The following is a 14,809-nucleotide window of genomic DNA, read 5'->3' as shown; positions in this document are numbered from 1 at the left end:
CAAAGCGTTGGCCTTGGATTTTGGCCCATCCTCGGCGAATTGCCGTGCATAACTGTGTCTTTTTATAAGCGTCAGTGTGCGGTGCTGCTTGAGCAGTTGCCGACACAGCGAGGCGCGAAGACGGTGCTCCAGATAAGTCCCTGCCGGCCGTTGAGCACTGGGTAGTCGTCGCCCCAGCCGAGGTCGACTTCCTCGACGGTGGCGCCAAGCGACCGTAACACGTCGCAGGCGGCAAGCGTGTTCCTGCGCACTCCGCATCCACTTCGAAGAGAACCGAGGTCCATCGAGAAGGCGATCTTCCAGCCCTTGATCGCTTGTAGTCACGCGGCAGGCGCAATTTCGGCGCAGCGTGGCGATATCGAGCGGCTCGGTCCCGCATGCATTCTGCAGCAGGATCGCTGTCCCGGACTGTCGTGCAGCGGTCCGTGTGGCAATAGAAGTCGAGATTGAACGGCGGCTCGTCCCGGGTTGCGGCCATAAGGCGGCTTGAAGCCGACCACACCGCAGGCGAGGCAGGAATGCGGATCGACCCGGCAATGTCCGAACCGCTGCAATCGACGATGTGCCCGAGCAAGCGCCGACCGCCGCACCGCCGGACGACACCGGCGTGACGTCCGGCTTCCAGAGAGAGGATGGATTGCGCGTGACGCGCCCAGCGCCTCGACCAGTAAAGCAAGCCGGCGCAGCTGAATCGGCGTCGCTGTGCGCGCATGGACGATGCCGCCGGCCTTGATGATGCGCTCGTTCCTCGTCGAAGTGTGCCGCCCATGGCGTCCCTTCGACAGCAGCGAGCCGTGCGGACGACCTCGGCTTGTCTTGATGTAAGTCTTCATCCTTGATGCGATCGGCAGGCCCCTCGAGCGCGCCCGTCCTGCGCCGCTCGCGTCATTCGCCTTCGGCCTTTCTGGCCCCGAATCCATCGCTCGTCGAAATGCGCTTGACGGTCAGGCCGTTGATCGTCGACCTAGTGACTTCGGCGCGGCGGATGGTGGCCTGCATCAAATTCGACGGGTGAAAGTTTCTTCTTCGCCTTGACAGCCGCAGCGGCCTCGCTGGCGGCATGTAGCAAGGTCGAGATCGTCATGGGAGTCTCTGCGATCGCCGGATCGCGCTTGGCATGGACGGGAGGGCCGCGCCGCGTGTCACGGCGCGGAAGAGCCGGCTCAGGCTATTTCATGGAGGTCGGTCCTAGATTTTCGTGTAGAGCGCCTGCACCCTTGCACGCCGTCTTTCCCGCAAGCTTGGCGGCGGTGGGGACATGCGGTTCGGTGACCTCTTGAGCTCCTCCGGCTCCGGATTTTCTTTTTCTGGGCTCTGACCACATCCTCATCAAGCGCTCAAAGCTGGTCGAGGCGAGCGCCGAGGAAGCTGTTGCTCTATCAGCTCGCTCGGTGCGGCTAGCGTCTGGCATACTGGTGCTGCCTCTCCAGCACCGGTTCGCCCGTCCGCGACCCTGCCGTGCTGCGACATTGGCCCTGCTTTTCCAGGCGGTTTACATCGTCGCCTTCACCTATGTGCTTTGGGTCTGTCTGCTGCTGCGGCGCTATATCCGGCCTCGGGCTGTCCAGTTTTCACCTTCCTGTCGCACGGTTTTCGGCGTGCTGTGCAAAAGGCGCACATGACTTCTTAGAATGAGCCGCTGACCATGCGCATTTTCATTTTCCTGGCAACTTGGCCTGATTGCCAGCCGACTGATCCTCGTCAACGGCCGGCGCGCAAGCTCGTGCCGGTGTGAGAGAGACTTTTATGCGCGATATCCTCAACAGACTTGAAGCGGGCAACAGCTTTCGACCCGGATCCGGTGCGCCGCGCGCCAGATCCAGATGAAGAGACGCCACTGCCGAAGCGCTTCTAGCAAGACGATCTCGGTCGCACCCGGGTCGCGTGCGCTTTGCCGTGCATCGCCAAACCGAAGCACCCCATGTCCGCGTCCTGAGCAATCAGGATTCTGCCGTTCTCGCCGCAGGCGCACCACCGGAAATCCGAGCTCATCCTGACCTCGATCGTCGCCCGCCTCACGCCCGCGGCTCCGGCAGGTGCCTGATCATGCCTCTTGTTCGTCCGGACGACTGGCGCCCGCGTGGCATCGACGATCTCGAACCCGCAGCGTGGAATGCGCTCCGGCACGGCGGTTCGGCATGCGTGGTGGCTGGGCCTGGCGCCGGCAAGACCGAATTTCTGGCCCAACGCGCGGTCTATCTCCTCGAAAACCGGATCTGCCATGCGCCGCATCGCGTACTGGCGATCTCATTCAAGACTGACGCCGCCAGCAATCTTGCTGCGCGCGTTCGCCAGCGCTGCCCTCCCGAGCTCGCCAACCGCTTCGTGTCGCTCACCTTCGATTCGTTCTGCAAGAGCCTGGTCGACCGGTTTCTCAACGCCGTCCCGGCCGATTGCCGCCCACCCGACCCTATGACATCGCCTTTCCCAAGCGGTGGCAGGTCGATCAGTTTCCTGACGCTGGCGCGCCTCAACGCGCCGCAGGAATGGCAGGCCGACATCGCTGCCTTCAGTGCAACGGATTTCGAAGCGCGGGTGGTCGGCGGCTATCGACTTCCGCTCGCGCCTCAGGCACCGCAAAGCGCAGCAGAGTTCACCATCGCCCGATGGTGGGCGACGCAGTTGCGGCCTGGCCATCCCTCCTCGCTGACTTTTGTCAGCATCAACCGTCTCGCCGAGCTCCTTCTCCGCGCCAATCCGCATATCCGCAACGCGCTGGTCGCCACCTACCCCTTCGTCTTCGTCGACGAATTCCAGGACACGACTTTCGCGCAATACGACTTCCTGCTCTCGGCCTTCTCCGGTGGACAGACCATCGTCACAGGTGTCGGCGACGACAAGCAGCGGATCATGATATTCGCCGGCGCTCGAAGGGATGCGTTTCAGCGGCTTGAAGCCGATTTCGGTGCAGCCCGTTTCCCTCTGCTTTTCAATTTCCGATCGTCGCCCGATCTCGTTGCCATCCAGCATGTCGTCGCGCGCGCGCTCGATCCGAATGCCGCTCAGACAGTTGCCCGTGCGGCGCGCCAGGTCGATGGCGACGTGGCGCAAGTCTGGCGCAGCCAGACCAAAGCCGCCGAAGCCGCGCATCTCGCCCAATGGCTCGCCAATGACATGGGGACCCGTGGACGATCGCCGCGAGACTATGCGCTCCTCGTCAAGCAAAAATCCGATGATTACGAGCACGAGCTCGCATCACCGTTCGCTGCCCATGGCCTGCGCATCCGCAACGAGAGCCACGCTCTTGGGAAAACCTCGCTTCAGGATCTCCTCTCCGACGACCTCTGTCGCCTCGCGATCGCAATGTTTCGCCTCGGAGCGACACGCCGCGCGCCTGCGGCCTGGCAGTTGGTCTCGTCCAAAGTTCTGGCGCTCCGGGCGGTCGTAGCCGACGACGACATCGGCGCGGCGAAGGTCGAGGCAGACCTGACCGCCTTCCTTGCCGCGCTTCGCGCCGATATGGCGGCGACAGCTCCATCCCGGAATAGCGCCGCTGACTTCGCGACGCGAGTCTTTGAATATCTCGACCTGGCAGCCATCGCCCGAACCTATACCGAATACGGTGTCGGTGACCTCCTCCAAATCATCCTTGAGGCCTTCTGCCTGCATTTCTTCGCGTCGGCCGATGGCGCCGCCGACTGGACCGCCTGTCTGGACGCCTTCGAGGGCGTCAACCAGATCCCGATGATGACCGTGCACAAAAGCAAGGGATTGGAATATGACACGATCGTCTTCGTTGGCCTTGATGACCAAGCCTGGTGGGCACATGTTCCCGGAGATCCCGAGGGAGTAGCGGCCTTCTTCGTCGCCCTCTCGCGCGCCAAGCAGCGCGCCATCTTCGCGTTCTGCCAGGAGCGCGGTGCGCGCAACAATGTCGCCGAGCTCTACCAGCTCCTCACCGACGCCGGCGTGCCGGAGATCGCTATATGAGCGCGGAACCCAATCTCGGCGAGCGCCTAGCTGAATACCTCAAGACGCGCTCCACTCATGAGCAGATGCCGATCGTCGCGGCCGTCGCCGGCATCACGGTCCCGCCGCAGGAGGACAATATCAGCAAGCGCGATCGGGCGCGGATCGGCCTTCAAGGAAAGACCGAGTACGAGCTCGGCGAGATCGCGCGCAAGCTCGGGGCGCATTTCGGGGATTTCGGCCTGGAAGAGGCGGGCTGGGCCGTTCTGGAAAGGGATTGCCCCCGGATCACGGAGATCACCCGGCGCGATGTCGCCAAATGCTTCGGTGACGACCTGTCCGGCGAGCAGAGCGTTGTCGAGCTTGTCAAGCGTCTGTTCCCCATGGGCCTCGTCGGCACCAGCTTTTTCTCGGCCCGACCCCTCGCGGACGAGATCGACCAGCACATGGTCCGCAACTTCGGTGACTGGAGCGTCGAATTTCTCTTCGAGCAGATCGGCGCCCTCACATGCTCCCGCGACCGCTTCGCCCGCCTGATCGAGGCCGCGCTTCATCCCCTCGGGCGACGTGGACCCGGACAGGTCGATCTCGTCACCTCGATCAACGCCGTACTGCGGCGCGACGGATATGAGCTGAAGGTCGACGGCGAGGAATCCGGCTATCCGCTCTATCGTCTCGCGCCGATCGCCCGTGGCGTGGTCGGCGCCCCCAAAAATCTGATCTTCGCCTCCAATGGCCCAAAGCCCGAGATCGGCGTCTCCGACGCCATCAACAACGACATCGTCATCCTCTCCAATGCCGCGAGCTGCCTGGTCTATGATCGCCCCATACGGCGCGACGGCCTCCTTTGGAGCGAACTGGTTGATTGGTGGCGGTCGCAGGATCCGGCATCCGACGAACCCGCCCGCGCGCTCGGCGAGCGATTGCACGCCTCGCTCGCCTCGGATGCCGAACGCACCCTCTTCAGTACCTATTTCAAGATCTACCGGCCACGCCTCGGCGACGCGCTGCCGGCGCTCATCCCGCAGGTCTATCTTCACTACGATCCCGCCGTGGTGAAGCTTCTCCGGCATCGCTCCGGGCTACGCCGGCAGCGCATGGATTTCCTGTTGCTGCTCCCCGGCCATCAGCGTGTCGTCATCGAAGTGGATGGGTCGCAGCATTTCAGCGCCGAAGGGAAACCCTCGCTCACCCTTTATGCGGACATGGTCTCGGCCGATCGCGATCTTCGTCTGGCTGGCTACGAGATCTATCGCTTTGGATCCAACGAACTCGCCGGCGCCAATGCGCCGGCCGAAATCGAAGGCTTCTTCGATCGTCTCTGGGCACTCCACAAACCAATGCCACACAAATCCTGATGCCGACCGCAGGGGCGGTTCGAACGGATGTCATGGACGAAACGAGTCCTTTCGGCTTGGCCGTGAAGGAACTACAGAAGCCCCGCGTTCGGGTTCTCGTCGGAACCGATGCGAAGTCAAGCAAGGCGACAGGAGCAATCCTGCGGACGCACCGTCGATATTGATCGCCTGCGATAAGATCCGACTATAGAGTGGCTAAACAGGCGATTCAGCCGACGGTTACATTTAACTCGTGTCCGAAGTCTCCGCGCCATTATCATCCGTCGCGTCTTCTCCGTCGCGATCAAATTGGGACCCTGGAAAATCGCCGGCCAACAGCCTTTCCTTGCTGAGCAACCCGGCATCCTCGAGCTGCTCCATGTCTGGCAGATCGCGCAAGGTCTCGAACCCGAACTGCGACAGGAACGCCGGCGTGGTGACGAAGGTGTAAGGCGCGCCGGGCGTCGGGCTGCGCGGACCCGAGGCGATGAAGCCGAGTGAGCGGAGCGTTCCGATCAAATCGCGGCTGACCTCCTTACCGAAGAACTGGCCGAGTTCGCCGCGGGTGATCGGCTGAAAGTAGCCGATGCACATCAGCACCAGGCTCTCCGTCGAAGACAGAGGTCGGAGATTGTCGCCGAGCCCGGTGGCAGTGTGGATCGCGTTGGCGAAGCCCTTTTTGGTGCGGTGCTGCCAACCGCCGGCGACGGAGACGAGTTCGTAGGGCCGGCCGCGCAGTTCGTCGCGGATGTCGTCGATGATCAGCTCAATGTTGCAATCGCGGCCGACGACGCGGGTCAGCGCCTCCCGGCCGACCGGCTCCGGCGACGCGAAGATCACCGCTTCGATCCGGCCCATCCACTCGCGCCAGTGCAGCTCGGGCGGCAGGTCCGCAAGTTCGGTATCAAGCCCTTCGCTGGATCTAGAGCACGTCCGGTTTAATCTGGGTCATAACCTGCGGCCTTGAAGTAGTTCTGGCATTCGGCTGGGGTGAAGAGGTCGACGAGCGATCCGACGGCGGTCCACAGGGCTGTGATTGTCCTCTCGGCTTTGGCCCGCATAAGAGCCTTGAGTTTTGAGAAGGCGTTTTCGATCGGATTGAAGTCGGGGCTGTAGGGCGGCAGGAACATGAGCCTCGCGCCGGTCGTCTCGATTGCATCGCGAACGCCGGCGGCCTTGTGGGCGGGAAGGTTGTCCATCACGACGATGTCGCCCTCCGACAGGGTCGGGACCAGCACCTGCTCGACATAGGCCAGGAATACGTTGCCGTTCATGGCGCCGTCATAGACGAACGGGGCGGTCATGCCCGTCAGCCGCAGTGCGCCGGTGAAGGTGGTGGTTTTCCAATGGCCGTGCGGCACGCCCGCCCGGCAACGCTCACCGCATGGCGCACGGCCCCGCAGCCGGGCCATCTTGGTCGATAGTCCAGTTTCATCGATGAACACCAGCTTTGCCGGATCGAGGTCGAGTTGGCCGTCGAACCACGCACGACGGCGCTTCAGGATGTCGGGACGATCCTGCTCCAGTGCATGTGCGGACTTTTTTTGAACGTCCAGCCGTGCCGGCCAAGCCAGGCGCTTAAGGCGCTGCGACTGATCCGAGCCGATCGCTCGACCGCCAGCCGCTCTACCATCTCGTTCAGCGTGATGTCCTTGCGCTCATCGATCAACCCCACGATGAAGGCTCTATGCGCATCGAGGCTGGACGCGCGTCGACGGCCTTGCGGCCGCGGCGTCCGCTCGCCGATCTTCGCCCGTGCGATCCACCGGATTGCACTCGATATGCCGACGCCGAACCGCGCCGCCGCCTGCCGGGCAGACATGCCCGCGTCCGAAGCCTTCAAGACCCGCGATCGAAGATCGTCGCTCAGTGCTCTTCCCATCATCCACCTCATCAAAGTGGATGTTGAATCACCCGCGAAGCCCGACGTCACATCACAATCGATTCATTGATCGCGGGACGTGCTCTAGGGGTTGTTGATATTCAGGATTGAACGAACCCGCTGACGCGGGATTGGCGTGTGCATTGGCTGGAATGGCCTCCTGATGGGAAGGTTTGGTTGCTGAGACCAACCCCTGACCAGGAGACCATCCCATGGCTGAAGCCACGGCAGCGGTAAGCCCGCTGCGCCGTCGTATGATCGACGACATGAGCTTGCGCAACCTGTCGCCCGCGACGCAACGATCCTATCTGCATGCGGTGGCGAAGTTCAGCCGTTATTTCGGCCGGTCGCCGGATCGGTTGGGGCTGGAGGACGTCCGTGCGTTCCAGGTTTATCTGGTGTCGCAGGGCATTTCCTGGCCGGCGCTGAACCAGACGGTCTGTGCGTTGCGTTTCTTCTACGGCGTGACGCTGGACCGGGCGGAGATCCCGGAGCGCATCGTCTATGCGCGCACGCCGCGCAAGTTGCCGGCGATCCTGAGCGCCGACGAGGTGGTGCGCTTTCTGGAAGCAGTGCCATCGTTGAAGGCGCGCACTGCACTGACCACCGCCTATGCCGCGGGGTTGCGCGCCTCGGAGGCGGTGAGCCTCAAGGTGGCGGACATCGACAGCGACCGGATGGTGATCCAGGTCCGCCACGGCAAGGGCGCCAAGGATCGCACGGTCATGCTGTCGCCGCAGCTGCTCGGGATCTTGCGGACCTACTGGCGACTGGCACGCCCGCAGGACTGGCTGTTCCCCGGACGAGGCGACAAGCCGATCGACGTGCAGGTCCTTCATGCGGCCTGCCGCTCCGCGACCAAGGCGGCAGGTTTGGTCAAGCGGGTGAGCGTGCATACTCTGCGCCACAGTTTTGCGACTCACCTGCTTGAGAGCGGTACGGATATCCGGATTATCCAGGTGCTGCTGGGGCACAACAACCTCTCGACGACGGCGCGCTACACCCATGTGGCAACAAGCACGATCGCCAGGACGCAGAGCCCGCTCGACCGCCTGACGCTGGAGGTGGTGCCGCCCGCCTGAGCCCGGCGATGCGCTCCGAGCTGGAGGTGGCGGATATCTTCCGTCGCCATGATCATGCCTATCGTCTTGCCCATGACGGCCATCTCGGCCGCGTCGAGCGCCGCGTCATGTCCGCGATCGAGCTCTGCCGGACTGCGGCGCTTGGCGGCCATGTCGAGGCCTGTGAGGACTGCGCACATGCCCGCGTCTGCTATAACTCCTGCCGCAACCGGCATTGTCCCAAGTGTCAGAGCGCGACGCGCGAACGGTGGCTCGCCGACCGTCAGGCCGATCTGCTGCCGGTGTCTTACTTCCACGTCGTGTTCACGGTGCCGGCCGAAGTCGCCGAGATCGCCTTTCACAATAAGGCAGTCGCCTATGCCATCCTGTTCGAGGCCGTCGCCGCAACGCTCAAGACCATCGCCGCCGATCCGCGGCACCTCGGCGGGGAGATCGGGTTCCTGGCCATTCTTCACACATGGGGCCAGGCGCTCACCCATCATCCGCACATCCATTGCCTCGTCCCCGGCGGCGCTCTCTCTTCCGATGGGCGCTGGCTCAGCTGCCGGCCACGCTTCTTCCTGCCCATCCATGTCCTCTCCCGCCTATTCCGGCGGCTGTTCCTCGAGCGGCTCCAGGCGGCCTATGCGGCTGGGCGACTGCGCTTCTCCGGCACGCTCGACGGGCTCGGTCAGGCCCATGCCTTCACGGCCGCGATCCGGCAGCTTCGTCGCAAGAACTGGATCGTCTATGCCAAGCCGCCGTTCGGCTCGCCCGAGCAGGTCCTCGCCTATCTCGGCCGCTATACCCACCGGGTCGCCATCGCCAACAGTCGCCTGGTCAGCGCCGACGAGACCAGCGTAACCTTCCGCTGGCGCGATTATCGTCACGGCAACGCGCCCAGGCTGATGTCGCTCGATCCGCACGAGTTCATCCGTCGCTTCCTGCTGCACTGCCTGCCCGACGGCTTCCACCGCATCCGCCACTATGGCTTCCTCGCCAATGGATGCCGCCGGACCCGACTCACCATCATCCGGCAACTCCTGGTGGCGATGAAGCTCGCTGCGACCGCCGCAGCCGGCGAGACCACCAGGCCGCTCCCGCGCTTTGACCCAACCGTCTGTCCCTGCTGTGGCGGCATTCTGCGCATCACCGCCACGCTGCCGCGATGGCGCACTGGGCCATCACGACCGCAGCCGGATACCTCATGACGACAGGATGTCGCCCCAGCATCGATCGTGGCAGCGTCGCGGCATCAGCGTCGACGGACGCAATGACCCCCCATATCGTCATCTTCCCGACCAGCCCGAAGAGCACAAGCATTACCCCGAAGCACGCCCAAAGATGCCAACGGGCGCGTCGATCGCCTCGGTCAACGTCGGCGTCTCGGCCTCGTCTTCACCGACATGGCAGCGTTGCATCACACCAAGCCGCACACCTAGAGCAGGCTTCGCGATACTAATCCCATAGCGCGTGGCCGCGTCAGCGGGTTCGCTCAATCCGGCTTCAATGAGGTCGCGCACCGCGCCAAGCCAGACCATCACCGCCGCGCGACCTCACAGAACCCTCCAGATTCCCAAAACGTTTGATGGGTGATTCATTCCTCTCATGATGGAGGTATGAATGGCGCGCTTTGATCTTACGGATTTCGAGTGGTCGGTCATCGAGCCCTTGTTGCCGAACAAGCCTCGTGGCGTCGCGCGTGTTGACGACCGGCGGGTTTTGAACGGGATATTCTGGCGATTGCGGACCGGTGCGCCTTGGGCGGACATTCCGGAGCGCTATGGCCCGCACACGACATGCGTCAACCGCTTCAATCGGTGGCGCAAGGCCGGTGTGTGGGATCGGCTTCTGAGCGCGGTTTCAAAGGCTTACGATGGCGATATCGTAACCGGGGCAGATTTCCGGGCGGAGGTGGGGTTTGCAGGGGGGCGGGTTTGTGATTCACCCTTTGCGTGACTCTGCCGCCGAATGATTCGCTTGAAGGCCTGTCGCTGGCGGAACTCCGCGGGCTGGTTGGGACGCTGCTCGGCGAAGTGCGGGGTCTTCACGGACAGGTCGAGAGCCTGCAGATGGAGAACCAGGCGCTGCGCGCCGACAACCAGAGCCTGAAGGACGAGATTAAGCGTCTGAAGGACCTGCCTCCGCGGCCGCCAATCAAGCCGTCCAAACCGTCGGGGATGGAGAAGGCGACGGGGGCGAAAGCGGCCAAGGGCAAGCGTCGGCGGCGCGGCGCCAAGCGCGACAGCGCTCGTGTGAGCCGCGAGGTGACGGTTGCGGTGAGCTCCCCTGCGGGCTCCCGCTTCAAGGGGTATGAGACGATCCTGGTGCGCGATCTGGTGTTGTCGGCCGAGGTGGTGCGCTACCGGCGCGAACGCTGGGTGACCCCCAGCGGCGAGACGATCGTGGCGCCACTGCCGTCGGGGATTGTCGGCGGCTGGGGCGCGAACCTGCGCCGCTTCATCCTGGCCTGCCATTTTCAGGGCCAAGTGACGACGGAGCGATTAACCGCACTCTTGACGGGCATTGGCGTCGACATCTCGAAGCGTCAGGTGGTGCGGCTGATTTCGGAGGGCCTCGAGGTCTTCGTTGCAGAGGATCGTGACGTGTTGCGCACCGGACTTGCCACGGCGCGCTGGATCACGGTCGATGATACGTCGGCGCGCCACGCCAACCAGGACGGCTACACCGCTCAGATCGGCGATGACCGCTTCACCGCGTTCCGCACCGGGCGATCGAAGTCACGGGGGGCGTTCCTGGTAACGCTGCGCGCCGGGCACGGCGATTACGTCATCAATGACGAGGCGTTGGCCTATATGCGCGGCCGCAACCTCGCTGGTCCGGTGATCGACCGGCTGGCGGCTTTCCCGCAAAAGGTGTTTGCCGACAGCGCCGCCTGGCAGGCGCATCTGGCAGCACTGGGCCTCGACCAGCTTGCGGTTGAGCCGAACCCGGTCAAGATTGCCACTGAGGGGGCGATGTGGGGGGCGATCCGCCATCATGGCTTTCTTGCCGACGCCGTTATCGTCTCCGATGACGCCGGCCAGTTCCGCATCGCCGACCATGCTCTGTGTTGGGTCCACGCCGAGCGGCTCGTCCACAAATTGGTGCCGATGACGCCAGACCAGCGCCAGGCCGTTGACGTCATGCGCCAGTTGATCTGGTGGTTCTATCACGACCTGAAGAGCTATCAGCGGTCACCTTGTCCGCGCCGCGCGGCGGCCTTGCGTGCCCGCTTCGACCGCCTGTTCAAACGACGAACCGGCTACGTCATGCTCGACAGGCTGCTCACCCGGCTTCACCGCCGCAAGCATGAACTCCTGCGCGTTCTCGATCGCCCCGAGATCCCACTCCACACCAACGGTTCGGAAAATGACATTCGCGCCGTCGTTATCAAACGCAAGATCTCCGGCGGGACCGTCAGTGACGCAGGCAGAGATGCCCGCGATGTCCTGCTCGGCCTGATGAAGACCTGCACCAAGCTCGGCGTCTCCTTCTTCGCCTACCTCGGCGACCGCCTTGGTATCCCCACACAAACCGCCGTTCTGCCGCTTCCCGATCTCGTCAGCCAAGCCGCTCCAGCCTGATCGCCCGGAAATCTGCCCCGGTTACGGCGATATCCAGATGATCGATAGTTCCAGCGTGCGCGTGCATCAGCACGCCGCCAACGCCCAAAAAAAGATGGCCGACCCAGTTGCATGGGTCGCTCGCGGGGCGGTTTGACGACCAAGATCCACGCGCTCGTCGATGCTGAAGGCCTGCCGATCGACCTAAAGCTGACCGAGGGCCAGGCTCATGACGGTCGCAGCGCCCGTGACATGCTTGATACACTTGTCGAGGGACAGATCCTGTTGGCCGACCGTGCCTATGACAGCGACGAACTGCGGCAAGGCCTGACAGAGCGAGGGGCATGGGCCAACATCAAGCCCATGCCGAACCGAAAGAATGTCCCAGCTTTCAGCCCCTTCCTCTATAGATACAGAAACCTCGTCGAGCGGTTCTTCAACAAAATCAAACACTACCGTGCAGTCGCCACACGATACGACAAGCGATCTGATAACTTCCTGGCTGGCGTCAAACTCGTTTCCCTGAGAATCTGGATGCGATTTAATGAGTCTATGGCCTAGCATTACAGTTGCATATTTATCTATGGTCTGAATCTATGGGTCTCCATGATTCGGAGGTCATGGATGACAGGTGCATCAATCGAAACTACGCTTGAGCTTTGGGCATCATCGCTGCGTGACGTGAAAGCGCGTATGCGCGGACTGTTTACGCAGGAGCGAGTTGCAGCATCTGCGAACCTTTTCCTGGACGGCTTGCTGGGTGACGAGCGGCGTAAGACAGGTTGGATGCGCGCTGAGGCGGCCGGTGATCCCGGCCCGTGGCGGCAACAAGCCATTCTGGGTCGCGGGCGTTGGGACGCGGACGCACTTCGCGACATCGTGCGAGAGTATGTTGTAGAAAACCTCGCCACAGATGATGCGGTCCTGGTCATCGATGAGACGGGCTTCCTCAAGCAGGGCAAGACATCGTGCGGTGTTGCGCGTCAATATACAGGTTCTGCAGGCAAGATAACGAACTGCCAGATCGGTGTGTTCGCCGCCTATGTGTCCGCTCGCGGTCATGCCTTTGTCGATCGGGCCCTGTACTTGCCCAAAAGCTGGACCGGAGATCCGGTAAGGCTTGCAGCAACCCATGTTCCTGAGGCTATAGCCTTCGCTACCAAGCCAGGCTTGGCTGTCGATATGATACGGCGTGCGCTGGCAGCCGATGTGCCGTTTTCATGGGTGGCCGCAGATGCGGTGTATGGCGTCGGGGACGTCGAAGGAACCCTGCGGCGAGCCTGCAAAGGCTACGTTCTTGGGGTCAAGTCGGACCACCATTTCGGCTCTTGGTCGGGGAAGCCTCCGGTCGCCGGCACAGCTCAGGAGATCGCCCGTGATCTCGATCCAAGTGCATGGCAGCGTCTTTCCGCCGGTGAGGGCACCAAAGGCGCGCGGCTTCATGACTGGGCCTACTGCGAACTCGCCGATCTCGATGCCGACGAATATAACGAGACGAAATCGGGGCTTTGGACCCGTGGCCTCCTGATCCGGCGCAATATCAGCGACGGCGATCTCGCATTCTTCACCACATGGTGCCCGGCCGGGACGGGCATCCAGACGCTCGTTTCCGTGGAAGGCCATCGCTGGGCGATCGAAGACAGCTTCGAGACCGCCAAGAACGAGCTCGGACTCGATCACAACGAAACCCGGTCATGGCATGGCTGGCATCGCCACGCCTCCCTCGTCATGCTCGCCTTCGCCATGATGGCGGTGATCCGATACCGCGCCAATGACGCGACGCCCCAAAAAAGACCGCGGATGCCGACCATCAGGATTTGATCCGCTGGTCTATCCAGGAAGTCCGGCGCATCGCCATCAGACTCGCCCAGCGTCGCATAAACCCCGCCTACGTCATCGCATGGTCATGCTGGAGGCGCGCCCATCAGGCGGCCGCTCGACGAGCTCACCTAAAATCTAGAATGCAACTGTAATGCTAGAGCGGTTTTCCCTTAATCGGAGTCGTTTGTTTGCAGTGAACGGCTTGTTCTGATTCCCTGATCGAAGTGATTTGCGGAAGGAGCAGCGGCATGGCACGAGCTTACAGCCTGGATTTGCGGACGCGTGTTATCGAGGCGATAGAGGCAGGCCTGTCGACCCGAGAAGCGGCACGGCGGTTTGCCATCGGGATATCGACGTCTGGTGCATGGTATCGGGCCTGGCGTTCGAGCGGCAATCTGGAACCTGGGCGGCAGGGCAAGCCGAAGGTATCGAAGCTGGACGCGCACGAGACTTTCATTCTCGCCTTGGTCGAGACCGATGAGCGGGACATCACGCTTGCCGAGATCGTCGATCGCCTTGCGGCAGAGCGCGGGGTCAAAGCCAGCCTGACGACGGTCCATGCGTTCTTCGCAAAGCGTGGCATCACGTACAAAAAAAGACAGCGCACGCGGCCGAACAGCAGCGACCGGATGTTTTGGCAGCGCGGGAAGAGTGGTTCGAAGGCCAACTCGATCTCGATCCGAGCCGCCTGATCTTCATCGACGAAAGTGGCCTCAATACCAAGATGGCCCGGCTACGAGGCCGCTCTGCGCGTGGACAGCGTTGCCGGGCGGCTGTTCCTCATGGGCACTGGAAATCCACGACCTTCACGGCCGGCCTGCGCCTCGACGGGATCGTCGCGCCCTGGCTCCTGGACGGCGCCATGGATGGCGAAGCATTCCTGGTCTACTTGCGCCGCGTCCTCGTGCCGACGCTTCAACCCGACGATGTCGTCGTGATGGACAACCTGCCTGCTCATAAAGTGGTCGGTGTCCGCGAAATCATCGAGGCTGCGGGGGCTTCCCTTCGCTATCTTCCGCCCTACTCCCCGGACTTTAACCCCATTGAAAGCGCATAGTAAGGAAACCTCTGGAGGTGAGGTTCCGCTGATACCACGCATTGGCCACAAAGCGCTGATTCTGTTGACCCAATGGATGGCGAATCGTGATGAGCCAGAAGCGAATATACATCCGCTGGACGGATTTGCCGGCAGATCGCCGTCGTCGCCTCGTAGCGCTGATCAGCAGCCTGATA

9 protein-coding genes and 3 pseudogenes are annotated in these 14,809 nt (G+C 62.7%); 9 read left to right on the top strand and 3 right to left on the bottom strand.

What is annotated here, in order from left to right:
- Window positions 1-2,046: 2,046 nt before the first annotated feature.
- Complete coding sequence (locus ACFSQT_RS14385; RefSeq protein WP_379019621.1) at window positions 2,047-3,930, top strand: UvrD-helicase domain-containing protein; 1,884 nt, start codon at window positions 2,047-2,049, stop codon at window positions 3,928-3,930.
- Entirely contained in the window at window positions 3,927-5,267 is a 1,341-nt protein-coding gene (locus tag ACFSQT_RS14380) for an AbiJ-related protein (RefSeq protein WP_379019619.1), read from the top strand. The genes ACFSQT_RS14385 and ACFSQT_RS14380 overlap by 4 nt, the downstream gene beginning before the upstream one ends.
- 225 nt (window positions 5,268-5,492) lie before the next feature.
- Here the strand turns inward: ACFSQT_RS14380 and scpB are convergent, their stop codons facing one another.
- Both scpB and ACFSQT_RS14370 read right to left on the bottom strand, forming a co-directional pair.
- Window positions 5,493-6,104 carry an SMC-Scp complex subunit ScpB gene (gene scpB / locus ACFSQT_RS14375; protein ID WP_379019617.1) on the bottom strand — a complete coding sequence of 204 codons (612 nt, stop codon included), beginning with the start codon at window positions 6,102-6,104 and terminating at the stop codon, window positions 5,493-5,495.
- A gap of 80 nt (window positions 6,105-6,184) precedes the next feature.
- A protein-coding gene (locus ACFSQT_RS14370; RefSeq protein WP_379019625.1) for an IS630 family transposase occupies window positions 6,185-7,128 on the bottom strand; the annotation gives its coding sequence in 2 pieces (ribosomal slippage) (window positions 6,185-6,792 and window positions 6,792-7,128; 945 coding nt in all).
- Window positions 7,129-7,340: 212 nt separating this feature from the next.
- Between ACFSQT_RS14370 and ACFSQT_RS14365 the strand changes: the two genes are divergently transcribed.
- Both ACFSQT_RS14365 and ACFSQT_RS14360 read left to right on the top strand, forming a co-directional pair.
- Window positions 7,341-8,210 carry a tyrosine-type recombinase/integrase gene (locus ACFSQT_RS14365; RefSeq protein WP_095090404.1) on the top strand — a complete coding sequence of 290 codons (870 nt, stop codon included), beginning with the start codon at window positions 7,341-7,343 and terminating at the stop codon, window positions 8,208-8,210.
- An 8-nt stretch (window positions 8,211-8,218) separates the two neighbouring features.
- A complete protein-coding gene (locus tag ACFSQT_RS14360) occupies window positions 8,219-9,400 on the top strand; it encodes an IS91 family transposase (RefSeq protein ID WP_379019615.1) in 1,182 nt (393 codons plus the stop codon).
- Window positions 9,401-9,511: 111 nt separating this feature from the next.
- Here ACFSQT_RS14360 and ACFSQT_RS14355 read toward each other — a convergent pair whose 3' ends face one another.
- Window positions 9,512-9,733 carry a hypothetical protein gene (locus ACFSQT_RS14355; protein ID WP_379019613.1) on the bottom strand — a complete coding sequence of 74 codons (222 nt, stop codon included), beginning with the start codon at window positions 9,731-9,733 and terminating at the stop codon, window positions 9,512-9,514.
- Between the two features lie 79 nt (window positions 9,734-9,812).
- Here ACFSQT_RS14355 and ACFSQT_RS14350 point away from each other — a divergent pair.
- The 5 genes and pseudogenes from ACFSQT_RS14350 to ACFSQT_RS14330 all read left to right on the top strand — a co-directional run.
- Window positions 9,813-10,079, top strand: a pseudogene (locus ACFSQT_RS14350) (IS5 family transposase); the annotation flags it as partial.
- Window positions 10,080-10,144: 65 nt separating this feature from the next.
- On the top strand, window positions 10,145-11,776 hold the full coding sequence (locus tag ACFSQT_RS14345) for an IS66 family transposase (protein WP_379019611.1): 1,632 nt from the start codon (window positions 10,145-10,147) through the stop codon (window positions 11,774-11,776).
- 25 nt (window positions 11,777-11,801) lie between these two features.
- Window positions 11,802-12,316 (top strand): annotated as a pseudogene (locus ACFSQT_RS14340) (IS5 family transposase); the annotation flags it as partial.
- A 45-nt stretch (window positions 12,317-12,361) separates the two neighbouring features.
- Window positions 12,362-13,576 carry an IS701 family transposase gene (locus ACFSQT_RS14335; RefSeq protein ID WP_379019609.1) on the top strand — a complete coding sequence of 405 codons (1,215 nt, stop codon included), beginning with the start codon at window positions 12,362-12,364 and terminating at the stop codon, window positions 13,574-13,576.
- A gap of 248 nt (window positions 13,577-13,824) precedes the next feature.
- Window positions 13,825-14,630, top strand: a pseudogene (locus tag ACFSQT_RS14330) (IS630 family transposase); the annotation flags it as partial.
- Between the last annotated feature and the right edge of the window lie 179 nt (window positions 14,631-14,809).

The sequence above is a fragment of the Mesorhizobium calcicola genome (assembly GCF_042682105.1).
GTDB lineage: Bacteria > Pseudomonadota > Alphaproteobacteria > Rhizobiales > Rhizobiaceae > Mesorhizobium > Mesorhizobium calcicola.
This window is presented reverse-complemented; position numbering and strand designations above follow the sequence as displayed.

Coding starts and splice junctions, on each gene's coding strand:
- ACFSQT_RS14385 (WP_379019621.1), top strand. CDS start 2,047: ATGCCTCTTGTTCGTCCGGACGACTGGCGCCCGCGTGGCATCGACGAT.
- ACFSQT_RS14380 (WP_379019619.1), top strand. CDS start 3,927: ATGAGCGCGGAACCCAATCTCGGCGAGCGCCTAGCTGAATACCTCAAG.
- scpB (WP_379019617.1), bottom strand. CDS start 6,104: ATGGGCCGGATCGAAGCGGTGATCTTCGCGTCGCCGGAGCCGGTCGGC.
- ACFSQT_RS14365 (WP_095090404.1), top strand. CDS start 7,341: ATGGCTGAAGCCACGGCAGCGGTAAGCCCGCTGCGCCGTCGTATGATC.
- ACFSQT_RS14360 (WP_379019615.1), top strand. CDS start 8,219: ATGCGCTCCGAGCTGGAGGTGGCGGATATCTTCCGTCGCCATGATCAT.
- ACFSQT_RS14335 (WP_379019609.1), top strand. CDS start 12,362: ATGATTCGGAGGTCATGGATGACAGGTGCATCAATCGAAACTACGCTT.